This window comes from Pseudomonas corrugata, from assembly GCF_001269905.1.
In the GTDB taxonomy this organism is placed as follows: Bacteria; Pseudomonadota; Gammaproteobacteria; order Pseudomonadales; family Pseudomonadaceae; genus Aquipseudomonas; species Aquipseudomonas corrugata.
Window position 1 is genome coordinate 197,869 of record NZ_LHVK01000014.1, and the last position, 16,855, is coordinate 214,723.

The 16,855-nt window shown below is 61.0% G+C and carries 17 protein-coding genes and 2 pseudogenes; 3 read left to right on the top strand and 16 right to left on the bottom strand.

Annotated features, from left to right (window positions below):
• Positions 1 to 18: 18 nt before the first annotated feature.
• From AD665_RS19180 to ubiE, 13 genes and pseudogenes are all read right to left on the bottom strand, one after another.
• On the bottom strand, positions 19 to 390 hold the full coding sequence (locus AD665_RS19180) for a DUF6124 family protein (protein ID WP_024778100.1): 372 nt from the start codon (positions 388 to 390) through the stop codon (positions 19 to 21).
• Between the two features lie 555 nt (positions 391 to 945).
• Entirely contained in the window at positions 946 to 1,809 is an 864-nt protein-coding gene (locus tag AD665_RS28200; RefSeq protein WP_392396948.1) for a methyl-accepting chemotaxis protein, read from the bottom strand.
• Positions 1,801 to 2,862 (bottom strand): annotated as a pseudogene (locus AD665_RS28205) (methyl-accepting chemotaxis protein); the annotation flags it as partial. The pseudogene AD665_RS28205 and the gene AD665_RS28200, both read right to left, overlap by 9 nt.
• Before the next feature lie 299 nt (positions 2,863 to 3,161).
• Positions 3,162 to 5,078: a methyl-accepting chemotaxis protein gene (locus AD665_RS19190; RefSeq protein WP_053193195.1), complete on the bottom strand. Its 1,917-nt coding sequence runs from the start codon at positions 5,076 to 5,078 to the stop codon at positions 3,162 to 3,164.
• Positions 5,079 to 5,177: 99 nt separating this feature from the next.
• On the bottom strand, positions 5,178 to 5,885 hold the full coding sequence (locus AD665_RS19195) for a 16S rRNA (uracil(1498)-N(3))-methyltransferase (RefSeq protein WP_053193198.1): 708 nt from the start codon (positions 5,883 to 5,885) through the stop codon (positions 5,178 to 5,180).
• Entirely contained in the window at positions 5,882 to 6,676 is a 795-nt protein-coding gene (gene tatC / locus AD665_RS19200) for a twin-arginine translocase subunit TatC (protein WP_024779931.1), read from the bottom strand. The genes AD665_RS19195 and tatC overlap by 4 nt, the downstream gene beginning before the upstream one ends.
• Positions 6,673 to 7,089 (bottom strand): Sec-independent protein translocase protein TatB, encoded by a 417-nt coding sequence (gene tatB / locus AD665_RS19205; protein WP_024779930.1) that lies wholly within the window; start codon positions 7,087 to 7,089, stop codon positions 6,673 to 6,675. Before tatB ends, tatC begins: the two co-directional genes overlap by 4 nt.
• A 10-nt stretch (positions 7,090 to 7,099) precedes the next feature.
• Positions 7,100 to 7,387: a twin-arginine translocase TatA/TatE family subunit gene (locus AD665_RS19210; RefSeq protein WP_024779929.1), complete on the bottom strand. Its 288-nt coding sequence runs from the start codon at positions 7,385 to 7,387 to the stop codon at positions 7,100 to 7,102.
• 24 nt (positions 7,388 to 7,411) lie between these two features.
• Entirely contained in the window at positions 7,412 to 7,744 is a 333-nt protein-coding gene (locus AD665_RS19215; RefSeq protein ID WP_003186671.1) for a phosphoribosyl-ATP diphosphatase, read from the bottom strand.
• The gene (gene hisI, locus AD665_RS19220) at positions 7,737 to 8,135 is read right to left on the bottom strand and encodes a phosphoribosyl-AMP cyclohydrolase (protein WP_024779928.1); all 399 of its coding nucleotides are present in this window, start codon (positions 8,133 to 8,135) and stop codon (positions 7,737 to 7,739) included. Before hisI ends, AD665_RS19215 begins: the two co-directional genes overlap by 8 nt.
• A 126-nt stretch (positions 8,136 to 8,261) precedes the next feature.
• On the bottom strand, positions 8,262 to 9,866 hold the full coding sequence (gene ubiB, locus AD665_RS19225; RefSeq protein ID WP_024779927.1) for a ubiquinone biosynthesis regulatory protein kinase UbiB: 1,605 nt from the start codon (positions 9,864 to 9,866) through the stop codon (positions 8,262 to 8,264).
• Positions 9,863 to 10,487: pseudogene (locus AD665_RS19230) on the bottom strand (ubiquinone biosynthesis accessory factor UbiJ). The gene ubiB and the pseudogene AD665_RS19230 overlap by 4 nt, the downstream one beginning before the upstream one ends.
• On the bottom strand, positions 10,487 to 11,257 hold the full coding sequence (gene ubiE / locus AD665_RS19235) for a bifunctional demethylmenaquinone methyltransferase/2-methoxy-6-polyprenyl-1,4-benzoquinol methylase UbiE (protein WP_024779926.1): 771 nt from the start codon (positions 11,255 to 11,257) through the stop codon (positions 10,487 to 10,489). Before ubiE ends, AD665_RS19230 begins: the two are co-directional and overlap by 1 nt.
• A gap of 140 nt (positions 11,258 to 11,397) precedes the next feature.
• Between ubiE and AD665_RS19240 the strand changes: the two genes are divergently transcribed.
• The 3 genes from AD665_RS19240 to AD665_RS19250 all read left to right on the top strand — a co-directional run bounded on the left by AD665_RS19240 (position 11,398) and on the right by AD665_RS19250 (position 13,253).
• Positions 11,398 to 11,673 (top strand): polyhydroxyalkanoic acid system family protein, encoded by a 276-nt coding sequence (locus AD665_RS19240; protein WP_024779925.1) that lies wholly within the window; start codon positions 11,398 to 11,400, stop codon positions 11,671 to 11,673.
• Between the two features lie 247 nt (positions 11,674 to 11,920).
• Positions 11,921 to 12,343, top strand: coding sequence for a phasin family protein (locus AD665_RS19245; RefSeq protein ID WP_024779924.1), 423 nt, complete (start codon positions 11,921 to 11,923; stop codon positions 12,341 to 12,343).
• A gap of 10 nt (positions 12,344 to 12,353) precedes the next feature.
• Positions 12,354 to 13,253, top strand: coding sequence for a phasin family protein (locus tag AD665_RS19250; protein WP_024779923.1), 900 nt, complete (start codon positions 12,354 to 12,356; stop codon positions 13,251 to 13,253).
• A 164-nt stretch (positions 13,254 to 13,417) separates the two neighbouring features.
• Here AD665_RS19250 and AD665_RS19255 read toward each other — a convergent pair whose 3' ends face one another.
• The 3 genes from AD665_RS19255 to phaZ form a co-directional block, all read right to left on the bottom strand.
• On the bottom strand, positions 13,418 to 14,038 hold the full coding sequence (locus AD665_RS19255) for a TetR/AcrR family transcriptional regulator (protein ID WP_024779922.1): 621 nt from the start codon (positions 14,036 to 14,038) through the stop codon (positions 13,418 to 13,420).
• 60 nt (positions 14,039 to 14,098) lie between these two features.
• Complete coding sequence (phaC, locus tag AD665_RS19260) at positions 14,099 to 15,781, bottom strand: class II poly(R)-hydroxyalkanoic acid synthase (RefSeq protein ID WP_053193201.1); 1,683 nt, start codon at positions 15,779 to 15,781, stop codon at positions 14,099 to 14,101.
• Between the two features lie 109 nt (positions 15,782 to 15,890).
• Complete coding sequence (gene phaZ / locus AD665_RS19265; protein WP_024779920.1) at positions 15,891 to 16,748, bottom strand: poly(3-hydroxyalkanoate) depolymerase; 858 nt, start codon at positions 16,746 to 16,748, stop codon at positions 15,891 to 15,893.
• Between the last annotated feature and the right edge of the window lie 107 nt (positions 16,749 to 16,855).

Below are 16,855 nucleotides of genomic sequence, written 5' to 3' on the forward strand. Positions count from 1 at the left end.
AATCCCCTCGCCACAACATCACTCGGCTTCAGCTCGTGGATCGACCCGATCCAGTGCCCGATTCGCCAGCAGATTGCTCAACTCAATCAACTGCTGAAGACCCAAGGCAAAATGCCGTCGCGAGCCATCCAGCTCGAACGCCAGGTCGCTGGCCATGACATTGGCCGAAGCCAGGGTCTCGCTGAGGTTGGCCAGCAGACACTCGGTGTCGATATCGTCCACAATGGTGAAGAGCTGGCCAGGGGGCGGCACCTTCTCGGGTTCCGCCTGTTTCGGTTTCAGGTAGAAATCCAATGCCCGCTCGGTGGCTTCCTGGAGTTTTTCGGGGTCGAGGCCGGTATAGGAAGAGGCTGGGTCCGTTTCCGGAGGATTGGGTGTGATCTTGAACATGGTGATGCTCCTAGGGTAATGGAGCCGCCAGAATTCGCTGCTAAACAAAAAAGGTGGCGACTGTACGCGGGTTAGCAGACCGGCCCCTAGAACCCGGCAGACCCTGAGGTCTCCCACGCACAACCGCCATGACATAGACGTGTAGACACTGAAGTCTGAACACGAATGTGGAGAACTGTACGTCTAGGATTGTCCGAGCTGCTAAACCCGATCGCTGAACCGACAGCGACCCGCAAACAATAGGACCCAGACCCCAAGCGCACAAGCCGGCGGATTCTGGCGCAGTTGTAGGCAATGGCGCAAGACGATGTAGCCCTGCTCAACTCCCGACAACAGCACCCAATCCTGTGGGAGCGAGCCTGCTCGCGATGAACGATAACGCGGTCTGACAGAAGAAGCGCGGCGCTTTCATCGCGAGCAGGCTCGCTCCCACAGGGGACGGTGTCGTCAGTGGGAGCAAGGCTTGCCCGCGATGAACGATAACGCGATCTTGCAGAAGAACCGCGGCGCTTTCATCGCGAGCAAGCTCTGCTCCCACCGGGGAGGGGGTATTGTCTAGACCTTGAACCGCCCCACCAACGTCTGCAGATGAACGCCGAGGCGTGCCAGTTCGGCGCTGGAGGCGGCGGTTTCTTCGCTGGCGGCGGAGGTTTGTTCGGAGACGTCGCGCACGTTCAGCACGCTGCGGTTGATCTCTTCGGCCGTGGCGCTCTGCTGTTCGGCCGCAGCGGCGATCTGCTGGTTCATCGACTGGATGGCCGAGACCGTGCGGGTGATGTTTTCCAGGGAGCCACCGGCTCGGCGGGTGAGTTCGACGCTGCTGTCGGTCAGGCCGCGGCTGTTGTCCATGATGCTCGCAACCTTTTCGGTTCCGCTTTGCAGCCCGAGGATGAGTTCTTCGATCTCTTCGGTGGATTTCTGAGTGCGTTGGGCCAGGCTGCGGACTTCGTCGGCGACCACTGCGAAACCACGCCCCGCCTCACCGGCGCGAGCGGCTTCGATGGCGGCATTGAGCGCCAGCAGGTTGGTTTGCTGGGCTACGGACTTGATGACGTCCAGCACGCTGCCGATCTTGTCGCTCTCGTGTTTGAGATGGCTCATCGCTTCGGTGGAGTTGCCGACCTCGTTGGCCAAGCGCTCGATCTGGGCGATGGCTTCGCCGACCACCCGCTCGCCCTCGCGGGCTTGCTGGTCGGCGGCGACGGCGGCTTCGGAGGCTTCCTCGGCGTTGCGCGCCACGTCCTGCACCGTGGCGGTCATTTCGTGCATGGCGGTGGCGACCTGATCGGTCTCGACCTTCTGGCTGTTGACTCCGGCGCTGGTTTGTTCTGTCACGGCCGAAAGCTGTTCGGCGGCGCTGGCGATCTGCGTCACACCGTCTCTGATACCGCCGATCAATTCCCGCAGACTGACGACCATCCGTTGCAAGCTGCCTTGCAGCTGGCCCATCTCGTCGCGACGGCTGACCTCAAGGTTTTGACTCAGGTCGCCCGAGGCGACACGTTCGACAGCGATCAGCGTCTGCTGCAGCGGAGCGACGATCTGCCGCGTGATCAACCATGCGGCAAGCAGCCCGAATGCCAAGGCCAGGAGGGCGACAATGATCAAGGTGTTTTTCGCTTGAGCCGTCTCCTGGTCGCGTTTTTCAACTTGCGAGATGGTCAGCTCGTTGTTCAGCTCCTTCAGGAGGGCGTCTTGATCCATCATTCTTTTGAGTGCGGCGGCGCTGGCAACTTGCGAATCACGAAAAAGGCTGACGGCGGCGCGATAACCCTTGAGTGATTCGGTGGCTTGTTGCAGGTTGGCGATATGTTGTTCCGGCAGTCTGCTCGGCAGGCTTGCGAGATTTTTCAAAGCGTCGTCAATTGCTTCCAGTGCCGGTTGTTCGGCTTCGGTCTTGCCACTGTAGGTGTAGCCTCGAACCTGGAAACGGGCCTGCTGGATCAATTTGCTCAGCTCGATCACGCTGTTGAATTGCGCGATGCTGTCGCCTTGCAGCAGTGACTTTTCAACTTCCGCGACCTTGGCCACGGCGTTGTCGGCGGTGGCACCGAGCTTGGACCGGGCCGATTCGCGGTTATCTGTCGCTTGGGTCAGGTCGTTAAAGGCGCGTTTGTACTCATCGAGGATCGCCAGCTGCTGGTTGAACATCTGCTGGTCAACGGCTCGTACAAATTGTTTGAGAGCGGCTTGCAAGCCCTCCTGGAGCTTGCCCAGGAGATCGTTGACGGCGGCGGGGCCTTGCTCACCGCGGCGCATTTCGTATTCGAGGCGAGCGACTCGCAAGTCCTTGGCCGTCTCGTTGAGATGGGCGATGGCGGCCTGTTTGTCCGCCCGACTGATCACGCTGCTCAGGCTGTCCCAGCCTGCAAAAGTACTAAGGACCGTCATGAGCAAGACCAGGCCGAAACCGACGCCCAACTTGCGATTGACACTTACGTTTCCCAGCTTTTCGGTTAGCCAACTGAACATGCCGATACTCCTTCGGAGCTTTTTGTAGGCCTTATGAGGAGAGTATCGACCATGCAATGCAGATCTGTAGGAAATAGGTGGGGGATTGGATGGGAGGGGGCGTGCTCTTGTTCGGTTAAGAATCAGTCGCAAATCCGTCCACCGTGGGGGCAGCTTGCTCAGGCTCAACTCCCGACAACAGCACCCAATCCTGTGGGAGCGAGCCTGCTCGCGATGAACGATAACGCGATCTTGCAGAAGGACCGCGCCGCCTTCATCGCGAGCAAGCTCAGCTCCCACAGGGGAAGGATTGTGTATCTCTAGACCTTGAACCGCCCCACCAGCGTCTGTAAATGAATGCCGAGTCGCGCCAGCTCGGCACTGGAGCTGGCGGTCTCTTCGCTGGCGGCGGAGGTTTGTTCGGAGACGTCGCGCACGTTCAATACACTGCGGTTGATCTCCTCGGCCGTGGCGCTCTGTTGTTCGGCCGCGGCGGCGATCTGCTGGTTCATCGACTGGATGGCCGAGACCGTGCGGGTGATGTTTTCCAGCGAACCGCCGGCCCGGCGGGTCAGATCGACGCTGCTGTCGGTCAAGCTGCGGCTGTTGTCCATGATGGTGGCGACCTGTTCGGTGCCGTTTTGCAGGCCGACGATCAGTTCCTCGATTTCTTCGGTGGATTTCTGGGTGCGCTGGGCCAGGCTGCGGACTTCGTCGGCGACCACGGCGAACCCACGCCCGGCTTCACCGGCACGGGCGGCCTCGATGGCGGCGTTGAGGGCCAGCAGGTTGGTCTGTTGGGCGACAGATTTGATCACGTCCAGGACGCTGCCGATTTTGTCGCTCTCGCGCTTCAGATCGCTCATGGCGTTGGTGGAGTGGCCCACTTCCTCGGCCAGGCGCTCGATCTGGGCGATGGCTTCGCCGACCACTTTTTCGCCCTCGCGAGCCTGCTGATCCGCGGCGACGGCAGCTTCGGAGGCTTCTTCGGCGTTGCGTGCGACTTCCTGCACCGTGGCGGTCATTTCGTGCATGGCGGTGGCGACCTGATCGGTCTCGACCTTCTGGCTGTTGACCCCGGCGCTGGTCTGCTCGGTCACGGCGGAAAGCTGTTCGGCGGCGCTGGCGATCTGGGTGACGCCTTCGCTGATGCCTCCGATCAACTGCCGCAGGCTCACGGTCATGCTTTGCATGGCGCGTTGCAGTTGGCCCATTTCGTCGCGACGCCCGGAGATCAGGTTGTGGCTCAGATCGCCCGCGGCTACCCGTTCGGCGACCTGCAGGGTCTGGCCGAGCGGGACGACGATCTGCCGGGTGATGAGCAGGGCGGCAATGACACCGAACAGCAGGGCCAGCGCGGCAGCGGCGATCAGGACGGTCTTGGCCTGGGCGACGTCGTGGTCACGCTTGGCTGTCTGGGTCACGGTCAGCTTCTGGCTGGAGTCGATCAGCACTTGGCCTTGCTCGGCCATGCGCTGAAGGGCGGCACCGTTCTCGATCTGCGAGTCACGGAACTGCGCGACCGCCGTGCGGTACAGATTGAACGAATCGTTGGCCTGTTGCAGGTTGGCGGCGTGCTCCTGGGGCAGTTGGTCCGGCAGGCGCGCCAGCAGCTTGAGCACGGCACTGATGGCTTCGAGGGCCGGCTGCTGGGCTTCGCTCTTGCCGCTGTAGGTGTAGCCGCGAACCTGGTAACGCGCTTGCTGGACCGCTTTGCTCAAGATCACCACGCTGTTGAACTGGGTGATGTCGCCGCCTTGCAACAGCGATTTTTCCACTTCGGCGATGCGGGCCACAGCGTTGTCGGCACTGGCGCCGAGTTTGCTGCGGGCATCTTCGCGGTCGACGGTGGCGCGGGTCATTTCGGCAAAGGCGCTTTTGTACTCGGCCACGGCGGCCAGTTGTTTATCGATCATGGCCACATCGGCCGGCTGTTCGAGCAACTGGCGAGCGGTCTTCAGCCCGGCCTCTAGTTTGTCCAGCAGGTCGTTGACGTGCTGCGGCCCTTTCTCGCCCCGCGTGGTGTTGTAATCAATGCTGGCCAGGCTCAAGTCCTTGCTCAAGTCGTTCAGGCTGGCAATGAATCCCAGTTTGTCGCCCCGGCTGGTGACGTTGCCCAAGCCGGACCAACCGGTGAAGGCGATCATCAAGGTGAGAAACAGTACCAGGCCGAAGCCGAAGCCGAGTTTGCGATTGACGCTTACGTTTCCCAGACTCTGAGCAAACCACCGGAACATGCTGATACTCCCTTGAGCGACCAATTGGTTTTATGGGGAGGTATATCGGCGGCTTGAGCGGGATCTGTAGAAATTTGCCGGGATTTTGCGCTGAGGAGATCAGAACAGCCGTGCGAGCAATGCCGTAACGGCGGTCTCGACCCGCAGGATTCGCTCGCCAAGCTGCACCGGTTGCAGGCCGGCCCTGCCCAGCAGGTCGATCTCGTAAGGAATCCAGCCGCCTTCGGGGCCAATCGCCAGCGTGACCGGTTCCGTCAATGCCCGGGGGCAGGGCGGGTGGTCGCCAGGATGACCCACCAGGCCCAGGGTGCCATTGGCGATGGCAGGCAGGCGATCTTCGACGAAGGGCTTGAAGCGTTTTTCGATGATGATGTCCGGCAGCACACTGTCCCGGGCCTGTTCCAGGCCGAGGATCAGTTGTTCGCGAATGGCCGCGGGTTCGAGGAAGGGCGTCTGCCAGAAGCTTTTCTCGACGCGATAGCTGTTGATCAGCACGACGCGCGGCACGCCCATGGTGGCAATGGTCTGGAACACCCGCCGGAGCATCTTCGGACGCGGCAGAGCCAGTACCAGAGTCAGTGGTAGCTTGGCCGGCGGCGGTTGATCGAGGGTGACTTGCAACTCTGCCTCGCAGGCTTCAAGGCGCAACACCTGAGCCTTGCCCATCAACCCGCCGACCCGCCCAACCCGCAGGCTGTCGCCGACGGCGCTGCGGTGGACTTCCTGCATGTGGGTCAACCGACGATCGTTCAGGACGACCCGGTCAGGACCGACGAAATCGGCCTCCTCGAGCAGCAGCAGGTTCACGCTTGGGTCGCTGGCGGCTGGTCGTTGTGGTCGTCGACGGGTTGCTCATCCGCCTGCTCGCTGCGCTTGCGCACGAGGCCGCCGAACAGCACGCCGATCTCGAACAGCAACCACATCGGTACCGCGAGCAAAGTCTGGGAGAAAATGTCCGGTGGGGTCAGGATCATGCCGACCACGAAGCAACCGATGATCACATATGGACGGATCTTCTTCAGGTACCTGACGTCGACTACGCCAATCCACACCAGCAACACCACCGCGACGGGAATTTCGAACGCCACGCCGAAGGCGAAGAACAGCGTCATGACGAAATCCAGGTAACTGGTGATGTCGGTCATCATCTCTACGCCGGCCGGGGTGGCCGCGGCGAAGAACTTGAAGATCAGCGGGAACACCAGGAAATAGGCGAAGGCCATGCCGGTATAGAACAGCAGGATGCTGGAAACCAGCAACGGCACGGCAACGCGTTTCTCATGCTTGTACAGGCCCGGTGCAATGAAGCCCCAGATCTGATGCAGGATCACCGGGATCGCCAGGAACAGCGAGACCATCATCGTCAGCTTCAGCGGTGTCAGGAACGGCGACGACACGTCGGTGGCGATCATGGTCGCGCCTGCCGGCAAATACTGGCGCAGCGGCGTGGAGACGAAGGTGTAGATCTGCTGGGTGAAGGCGAACAGCCCGGCGAAGATGATGAAAATCGCCGCCACGCAACGCAGCAGGCGGGTGCGCAACTCGGTGAGGTGCGATACCAGCGGCATCGGCTGATCGTTCTCTGGGATATTGCTCATGATGCTCGCGGCGGCTGTGTGGGGTCGTTGGGAGCCGGTCTCGGCGCCGTTGGGGCTGTTTCTACTGACGCGACTGGCTCAGTTGGCACCGCTGCGGGTTCAGCCACCGGCACCTGGGTCGCCGTTGCCTGTTCGGCCGCGGGCGGGACCGGCGTCGGCTCCTGCTGGGTCGGCGCGAGGATCTTGCGCGCCTCCTGCTCCAGGGACAGGATGTGCTCGTTGTGAAGTTGCCGACGGATCTCGTCGGCACCGATTTCACGCTCAACTTCCTGTTTGATCGCATTGAAGCTGCGCTTCAGGCGCCCGATCCAGAGACCGGCGGTGCGCGCAGCACCCGGCAGGCGCTCGGGGCCCAGCACCAGCAGGGCGACGAGGCCGACGAGCAGCAGTTCAGTGAAGCTGATCCCAAACATTAGTCAGTGCTCACGAGTCTTTGCGGGTCGGCTCTTCGACTTTCTGTGCCTGCACATCGATGGTGTGCGGCGCATTCACAGGCTGTGCTGCTTGAGGCGGCACCGGTTGGGCCGGTTGCACGGGCTGGGCAGGGGTTGCCGCCGGATCGGCCGGTTTCTCGTCGTCGTTCATGGCTTTGCGAAAGCCCTTGATCGATTCGCCGACATCGGTACCCAGGTTCTTCAGCTTCTTGGTCCCGAACACCAGTACCACGACAACCAGGATGACGATCCAGTGTTTCCAGTCAAAAATACCCATGTGGCTATTCCTCTCGATAATTGATCAGGCGGACGGGCGCGAGGCTTTTTCGACGTGCCCGGACAGACCGAAGCGACGGTCCAGTTCATCCAGTACAGCCTGCGGATGCTGCCCCAATTGAGCCAGCATGACCAGGCTGTGGAACCACAGATCGGCGGTCTCGTAGATCACGTCGCTGCAGTCGCCGCTGATAGCGGCGTCTTTGGCGGCGATGATGGTCTCGACCGATTCCTCGCCGACTTTCTCCAGAATCTTGTTCAGGCCCTTGTGGTACAGACTCGCGACATAGGAACTGTCGGCCGCTGCGCCTTTGCGCTCTTCCAGCACCTGGGCCAGGCGGGTCAGGGTATCACTCATGGGTATGTCCTGAATAAATGGCATGCGGGTCCTTGAGCACCGGATCGACGGTTTTCCAGTCGCCGTTCTCGAAGACGCGATAGAAGCAGCTTTGTCGGCCGGTGTGACAGGCAATTTCACCGACCTGTTCGACCATCAGGATGATGACGTCGCCGTCGCAGTCCAGGCGCATCTCATGCAGATGCTGCACGTGGCCGGACTCTTCGCCCTTGCGCCACAGCTTGCCACGGGAACGTGACCAGTAGATGGCGCGGTTTTCGCTGGCGGTCAGGGCCAGGGCTTCGCGGTTCATCCAGGCCATCATCAGCACGCGTCCGGTCTTGTGATCCTGGGCGATGGCCGGCACCAGGCCGTCAGCGTCCCATTTGATTTCGTCCTGCCAGTTTTTCATCGGTAGTCCTGACGGCAGCTGCAAGGTTCAAGCTGCAGGTGAAAGCGGATCTGTGGTTGTACCTTGGGTTGACGGGCCAACCTGTGAGCTTGTGGCTTGCAGCTTAAAGCTTGCCGCTGATTCGTGCTATCGCCGAACGACCAGATACAAACCAACGATTACCATCACGGCGGCAGGCCAATGCCCCACCTGGGTCAACGGTCCACCAGCCGCCAGTACCGCGCCGCCACCCAGGTGTGCAGCGCCGAGCAGGCGCAGCAACCAGTCGTCCTTGCGGCGTTTCCATGGCGGAGCGGGGTCCTGGGCGTGTGGCTGGGACATGCGTTCGAGCAGGTCGCGGGTCATGTTGGCAAGGTGCGGAATCTGCTCAAGCTGGCTCTGCACGTTGCCCAGCAGGGCCTTGGGGCTGACGCGCTCGCGCATCCAGCGTTCGAGGAAGGGCTGTGCGGTGTTCCACAGATCCAGGTCCGGGTACAGCTGGCGACCGAGGCCCTCGATGTTCAGCAGGGTCTTTTGCAACAACACCAGTTGCGGCTGGACCTCCATGTTGAAGCGTCGTGCGGTCTGGAACAGACGCATCAGCACCTGGCCGAAGGAAATATCTTTTAACGGTTTTTCGAAGATCGGCTCACACACGGTGCGGATCGCCGCTTCGAATTCGTTGAGCTTGGTCTCGGCCGGTACCCAGCCTGAATCGATGTGCAGCTGCGCGACGCGACGGTAGTCGCGCTTGAAGAACGCGAACAGGTTGCGGGCCAGGTAATCCTGGTCCTCGGGCGTCAGGCTGCCGACGATGCCGCAGTCGATGGCTATGTATTGCGGGCTCCAAGGCTGCACGGTGCTGACAAAGATGTTGCCGGGGTGCATGTCGGCGTGGAAGAAGCTGTCGCGGAACACCTGGGTGAAGAAGATTTCCACGCCACGTTCGGCGAGCATTTTCATGTCGGTGCGCTGGTCGGCCAGGGTTGCCAGGTCGGTAACCTGAATACCGTAGATACGCTCCATCACCAGGACTTTGGGGCGGCACCAGTCCCAATAGACCTGCGGTACATACAGCAGCGGCGAGCCTTCGAAGTTGCGGCGCAACTGACTGGCGTTGGCGGCCTCGCGCAGCAGGTCGAGTTCGTCGTAGATGGTTTTCTCGTAATCCAGCACTACATCAACCGGGTGCAGCAGGCGCGCATCGGCGGACAGTCGCTCGGCGGCGCGGGCAAGGATGAACAGCCACGCGAGGTCTTGGGCGATGACCGGCTTGAGGCCCGGGCGGATGACCTTGACCACCACTTCTTCGCCGCTCTTGAGCTGCGCGGCGTGAACCTGGGCCACGGAAGCCGAAGCCAGGGGTTCGACATCGAAACGGCTGAAGACTTCGCTGATCTTCTTGCCCAGTTGCTCCTCGATCAGTGTCACCGACAGTTTGGAGTCAAACGGTGGCACGCGGTCTTGCAGCAGCATCAGCTCATCGGCGATGTCTTCGGGCAACAGGTCGCGGCGGGTCGAGAGGATCTGCCCGAACTTGATGAAGATCGGTCCCAGGTCCTGCAAGGCCAGGCGCAGGCGGGCACCGCGACTCAGGTCCAGCGTTCGGCGGGGGAACCAGCGCCACGGCAGTGCGAATCGCAGTGCCAGCAGAAACCAGGGCAGAGGCAGGGCGAACAGCAGGTCATCGAGGCGGTAACGGATCACGACGCGCTGGATGCGCAACAAACGGCGGACGGCAAGCAGCTTCATGCGTTATCGCTTGGTTTCAAGGGATCGGGAAAGGCGCTCGAAACGCGCCTCGAGACGTTCCAGATCAAGTTTGATCCGGTCCAGTTCACTAAAACGGGCTTCGGCCTCGCGTTTTCCTACGAGCGTACGCGATTCTTCGGCCAGGTATTCACTCAGATTCTGCCCCAGGCTGGCGAACCCCTGTCGATACCAGCGCGTGCGGCTGCGCAAATGGCCGCTGATCAACTGGGTGGCAACCGGGCCGAGCCAGCGGAACAGCTCGTATTCCCAGTCCAGCTCCAGGTCCTGCAGGATGGCCGCCAGGTCCAGCAGCGCGCCGCTGTCGCCTTCAAGTTCGACGTCGGGGCTGTGCAACACCGCAGTCTTGTCCTTGCTCAGGGCCAGGTTCAGCAGGCTCGAGGCCGGGGCGCGCAGGGTGCAATCCGCCTCGGCCTCCCAGTGGGTGGCGAGCATCAGGCCTTCGTCGCTGGGCAGGATAAACAACTGCAACGCCGGGCTGCGGCAGTCGACGGCAATCACCTTGCCGCCCAGATTCGCCAGGCGCGCCAGCGCCGTGCTGTCCAGGCGCAATATCCGGTTGATGCCGAGTTCGACGCTGGCGAGCAGGCCGGCGAGCAGCATCAGGGCTTGATACCGCGGTGCAGGGCCACGATACCCGAGGTCATGTTGTGGTAGGTCACGCGGTCGAAGCCCGCCTCGACCATCATCGACTTCAGGGTTTCCTGATCCGGGTGCATGCGGATCGATTCGGCCAGGTAGCGATAGCTTTCCGCATCGTTGGTGATCAGTTTGCCCATCAGTGGCATGAAGGCAAACGAGTAGGCGTCGTAGGCCTTGGACATCAGCGCGTTGGTGGGTTTGGAGAATTCCAGCACCAGCAGGCGGCCACCGGGTTTGAGCACCCGCAGCATCGAGCGCAGGGCGTCTTCCTTGTGGGTGACGTTGCGCAGGCCGAAGGCGATGGTCACGCAATCGAAGTGGTTGTCCGGGAAGGGCAGTTTCTCGGCGTCGGCCTGGACGAACTCGACATTTCCAGCCACCCCCAGGTCCAGCAGACGGTCGCGACCGACCTTGAGCATGGATTCGTTGATGTCGGCGAGCACCACGTGGCCGGTCGGCCCAACGATGTGGGAGAATTTTTTCGTGAGGTCTCCCGTACCGCCGGCGATATCCAGCACGCGATTGCCGCTACGCACGCCCGACAGCTCGATCGCGAAGCGCTTCCACAGGCGGTGCATGCCGCCCGAGAGCAGATCGTTCATCAAGTCATATTTGGCGGCTACCGAGTGGAAAACCTCAGCGACTTTTTCCGCCTTCTGGCTTTCCGGCACGTTCTTGAAGCCGAAGTGAGTGGTGGGTTCGGCATCGCTGCCTTTGCGCTGATCAGTCATATCGCTGTCACCAAAAAAGAATGCGGGACATTCTAATCCCGGTGGAGGGCTTTGTCTTGGCAAGGCTGAAGGTAAGATGAACCACCGCCGGGACGTTTTGACGCAGTCCGGGCAATTGCCGATATAACAGGAGTCAGCAAATGGCCAAAATCAGTGTTGAGCGTACCCATGACCTGGGCAAGGAAGCGGCCCGCGCGAAGGCCGACCAGTTGGCGCAGAAATTATCCGACAGCTATGGCCTGAAGCCGCAGTGGGTTGGCGACACGCTGGAGTTCAAGGGTTCCGGAGTCGAGGGCGCGGTGGAGGTCGGCGAGGACCTGATCCGCGTCGACGTGAAGCTGGGCCTGTTGATGTCGGCCATGAGCGGGATGATCAAGACGGAGATTGAAAAGGCGCTGGATAAGGCGTTGGCCTGACACCGTACGCATGCCTGGCACTTCCTCCTGTGGGAGCGAGCCTGCTCGCGATGGCGGTGGGTCATTCAATGATGATGTTGTGACTGTGACACCGCCTTCGCGAGCAGGCTCTCTCCCACAGAGAAAGTCAGTGCTTTCAATTTGTGTGAGTTGTTAGGGTGCCGTTTCTAATTATTCTCCCTACTTTGTGCCTGAGCCCGTCCGCATGCGGGCAGTTCCTCCAACCTGTTTTCCAGTGAGGTGCACCATGGCCAAAGTTATTCTGAAGAAAAAAACCGACGTTGAATCTTCCACGCTCAGCGACGTGAAAACGTATGCGCGCAAGATCTGGCTGGCTGGCCTGGGCGCCTACACCAAGGTCGGCCAGGAAGGCAGCGAGTACTTCCAGGAGTTGGTCAAGGCTGGCGAAGTTGTTGAAACCAAAGGTAAAAAGAACATTGCCGGAAAACTTGAAGCGGCCAACAGCGAACTGATTGAAGCCAAGGCCGACGTCAATACTTTCAAGGCCCGGGTTGAAGTACAACTCGATAAAGTCGAGAAGGTATTCGATGCCCGTGTTGCAAGTGCCTTGAATCGTATCGGCATTCCGTCTAAACATGACGTTGAGGCACTCTCTGCCAAGCTCGATGAGCTGACGGCACTGCTCGAACGTGTGACGCGTAAACATTAAGGAGAACGGGATGGCTGGCAAAAAAACAACCGAAAAAGAAAGCAGCTCGTGGGCCGGGAAGATTGAAAAATACTCCCGCAAAATCTGGCTTGCTGGTTTAGGCGTGTACTCGAAGATCGACACTGACGGCAGCAAACTCTTCGAGTCCCTGGTTAAGGACGGTGAAAAGGCCGAAAAACTCACCAAGACGGCGGTCGGCAAACAAGTCGATGCCGCCAAGGGCTCTGCCGAGTCCGCCAAGTCGCGAATGAGCGGCGTGAAGGATCGTGCGCTGGGCAAATGGGACGAACTGGAAGGTGCTTTCGACAAGCGCCTGAACAGCGCGATCTCTCGCCTGGGCGTGCCAAGCCGCAATGAAGTCAAGGCATTGCACAGTAAGGTCGACACGCTGACCAAGCAGATCGAAAAACTCACCGGGGCGAAAGTCGCGCCGGTGGCAGCCAAGACTGCAGCGGCCAAGCCGGCTACCAAAACAGCAGCCAAACCATTGGTTAAAGCAGCGGCAAAAACCGTTGCCAAACCTGCAGTAAAAGCTGCGGCCAAGCCAGCTGCAAAAACCGCTGCGGCCAAGCCTGCTGTCAAAGCAGCAGCCAAACCGGTAGCGGCCAAAGCGGCAGCCAAGCCTGCAGCGGCCAAACCAGCGGCGAAGCCTGCGGCAAAAACCGCGGCGGCGAAACCTGCTGCGAAACCGGCGGCCAAGCCCGCGGTAAAAGCAGCAGCCAAACCTGCCGCCGCGAAAAAGCCTGCCGTGAAGAAAGCGACCGCGCCAAAAGCAGCGGCACCCAAGGCACCGGCAGCCGTCGCAAAACCGGCGACCCCGACGAGCACGGCAAATTCCGTCTCGGCTCCGACTCCGGTTGCCACCCCGACTCCAGCGCCGGCTCCATCGACGCCTACCAGTCAGTCCTGATTTTCAGGGCACACACAAAACGCCCGGCCTGCGAAGGTCGGGCGTTTTTTGATGGGTAGCAAAAGACCCTTGTGGGAGCGGGCTTGCTCGCGAAGGCGGTGTTCCAGTCACTATGATGTCGGCTGAGATACCGCCTTCGCGAGCAAGCCCGCTCCCACAGTTTGTTATTCGTGGTCTTCCAGATACCTCAACGCCAACCGCTCGGTCGTCGCCTTGGCCGCGGGCAGCAGGTGCGGGGCCACCAGCATCATGATCTGATAGACCACCAGTCGGACCTCCCCTTCGCGATCAAGAATCCGCTGGTAGTCCAGCGAGAACAGCAACGTCAGGGTGATCTGCTCCACCAGTTGCCCCAGGGCCTGGGTGCCGCTGACCAGGAGTCCTTGGGCCTTGAGTTGTGCCAGCAGGGATGCGAGGGTCCGTTTCAGGGCATTGAGCAACTGACGGATACCCTTGGCCAGTTTCGGCAGGCGTCCGGCCAGGTTCGATAAGTCCTGGAACAGGAACCGGTACTGAGCCAGGCGTTCGACGATCAGGTGCAGGAACAGCCAGTAATCTTCCGGCGCCAGTTGTGCATCGGCGGGGGGATCCAGCAGCGGTGACAGTTCTACCTGGAAATGCTCGAACAGCCCCAGGATAAGGGGCTCCTTGCCATGGAAGTGGTAATAGAGATTGCCGGGGCTGATGCCCATTTCGTTGGCGATCTCCAGTGTGGATACGTTCGGTTCGCCCTTTTCGTTGAACAGATGCAGGGCGCACTCAAGAATACGGTCGCGGGTTTTCATCCGGTTTTCTTAGTGGTGGAGTCGTGCCACGGCCGATAGCTCGACCGTGGAGTGAGGCATTCAGCGCACGCGTACATAGGTTCCGGGTGCCGCCTCCAGTGGTGGGTATTTTGCATTGCCCAAGGTCATCCGGGTTTCACGGCGGGCACCGGAGCGCGCCTGAATCCAGTCCAGCCATTGAGGCCACCAGCTGCCATCGACGTGTTTGCCATCGTAGTACCATGCCCGTGGATCGCCACTCAACTGCGGGTTCTCGACGTAATTGGCCTTGGGATTGCCCGGCGGATTGATGATGCTCTGGATGTGACCGCTGTTGGAGAGCACGAAGCGTCGCTCGCCTCCCAACAGCAGGGTCGAACGATATACCGCGTCCCATGGGGTGATGTGGTCGTTTATACCGGCCACGCTGAAACTGTCCACTGTCACCTTTTGCAGGTCGATCGGCGTGCCGCACACTTCCAGCGCCCCGGGACGGGTCAGTGGGTTGTGCTTGAAGAGGTCCAGCAGATCGCCGTGATAGGCCGCCGGCAGGCGGGTGGAGTCGTTGTTCCAGTAGAGGATGTCGAAGGCCGGCGGCTCCTTGCCCAGCAGGTAATTATTGATGAAGTAATTCCATACCAGGTCGTTGGGCCGCATCCAGGCGAATACCCGGGCCATGTCACGGCCATCGAGGATGCCTTTCTGGTAGGAGCGGCGTTTGGCGGCTTCGAGGGCCTGCTCGTCGAGGAACAGGGTGGCCGCGCTGTCGATCTCGCAGTCCAGCAGGCTTACCAGGTACGTCGCGCTGGCGACCCGGCGCAGTTGGCGCTTGGCTTGCAGATGGCCCTGCAGGGCGGCGATGGTCGTGCCGCCGGCGCAGGCCCCCATCAGGTTGACCTCACGGGCACCGGTGATCGCCCGGCAGACGTTCATGGCTTCTTCGGTCGCCTCCACATAACTGGAAAGACCCCACTCGCGGTGGCGCACGTCCGGGTTGCGCCAACTGATAATGAACACCTGCAGGCCATTCTTCAGAGCGTACTGGACGACGCTGTTGGAAGGGGTCAGGTCGAAAATGTAGAACTTGTTGATCTGCGGCGGCACGATCAGCAACGGCTTGGCGTATTGCTTTTCGCTCATGGGCCGGTATTGGATCAGCTCCAGCATTTCATTGCGAAACACCACCGCACCGGTCGTGATTGCCAGGGTCTTGCCGACCTCGAAGGCATGGGGCGTGACCTGCCGTGGCATCCCATCGTTGTGCAGCAGGTCGTCGACCAGGTGGCTGATGCCGCGGATCAGGCTGGTGCCGCCGGAATTGAAAAACTCCTTGACCGCCAGCGGGTTGAGCAAGGTGTTCGAGGGCGCTACGGCGTCGTTGAGCAAGGAAAAGGCGAAGTGCGCGCGTGCATGATCATCAGGCGTCATGTCGCAATCGTCGATCCAGCTCCTGACCTGTTTCTGCCAGCTCAGGTAGGCCTGCAGGCTGCGACGGTAAAAAGGGTTGAGCTCCCAGGTGGGATCGGCGAAGCGCTTGTCCTTGGGATTGGTGGGGTGCAGGGTTTCCCCCAGCAACACACGGCCCAACTGACCGCCCAGCTTCAACGCGTGCCGGGCGCTGTGCATCGGGTTGCGCAAGCCGTAGGCGGCGACGTCGCGCAGGGTGGACAACAGGTCCTTGCCGCGTAGGCCGGTGACCGCACTTTGCGCATTGATGAAGCTGGCAGGGGCGGGGGTGGAATTCTTCGCCGGTTTGTCGCGCATGAGTCAACTCCTTCATCATCAGGCTAAAAACAAACACACCGAACCAGACAACATAGTCGCTGTTTCGGAAGTTGCGCGTTCCGGCTTCCTGCCAGGCGCGATGGGGTCGTCAGCCACCACCCTGTGGTGTGGGATGCGGATGCATGACCGCACGCTGACGTTCTTCTTCCAGGAATTTCATGATGATGGGCGCCACGGCCTCGGCCCGGGTGATCAGGAAGAGGTGGCCGTCATCGATGATGTGCAACTGTGAGTTGGGGATGCGCCAGGCCAGTATGCGCATGTTGATCAATGGAATCAGCGGATCGTCGTCCCCGGCCAGGATCAGGGTCGGCTGATGGATCTTGTGCAGCCAGTGGATACTGGTCCAGCCCAGGCCGGCGAACAGTTGCCAGTAATAACCGAGCTTGCCCGCCGAGCGGACCCTGGCCGCGTGGCTGGTTGCCAGGTTCGGGTCGCGGCGGAACGAGCCGCCGTAGATCAGCGGCGCGATGCGCAGCACATGGGAGGGCTGAACGTAGCGCCTGGGGCTGGCCATCATCCACAGTACCTTCGGCTTGCCCGGCACCATCACCGCTCCGGCGGCCGTGGCCGCCAGGATCAGTTTCTTGCAGCGCTCCGGGTAGTCGTGTGCGAACTGCTGGGCCAGGGCACCGCCCCAAGACACACCGACCACGCTGACCTGACCGTAATCGAGGTAATCGAGCATACGCGCGGCCAGCTTTGCCAGGCCGGGAAAGCGATAGGGCCGGCTGGGTGTCGATGAACCGCCGACACCGGGCACATCGAAGGCAATGACTTCCAGGTCCGGGTCCAGGGCCTCGATGAACGGGAACACCAGCTCCAGGTTGGCGCCGATGCCGTTGAAAATCAGCAGGGGCGTCAAGTGAGGCTTGCCGGGGCGTACCGCGGTGCGCAAGGTCTGGCCATCCAGATCGACGGTACGGAAGATGTACGGTTGCGGCATGCTTCAAGCCCTGTGGGTTATGTCGCTATCTTTCATTTTTCCCCGAGTCTTTGTGGGAGCGAGCCTGCTCGCGATGGCGTCGGGTCAGTCGGTATGGATTTGACTGA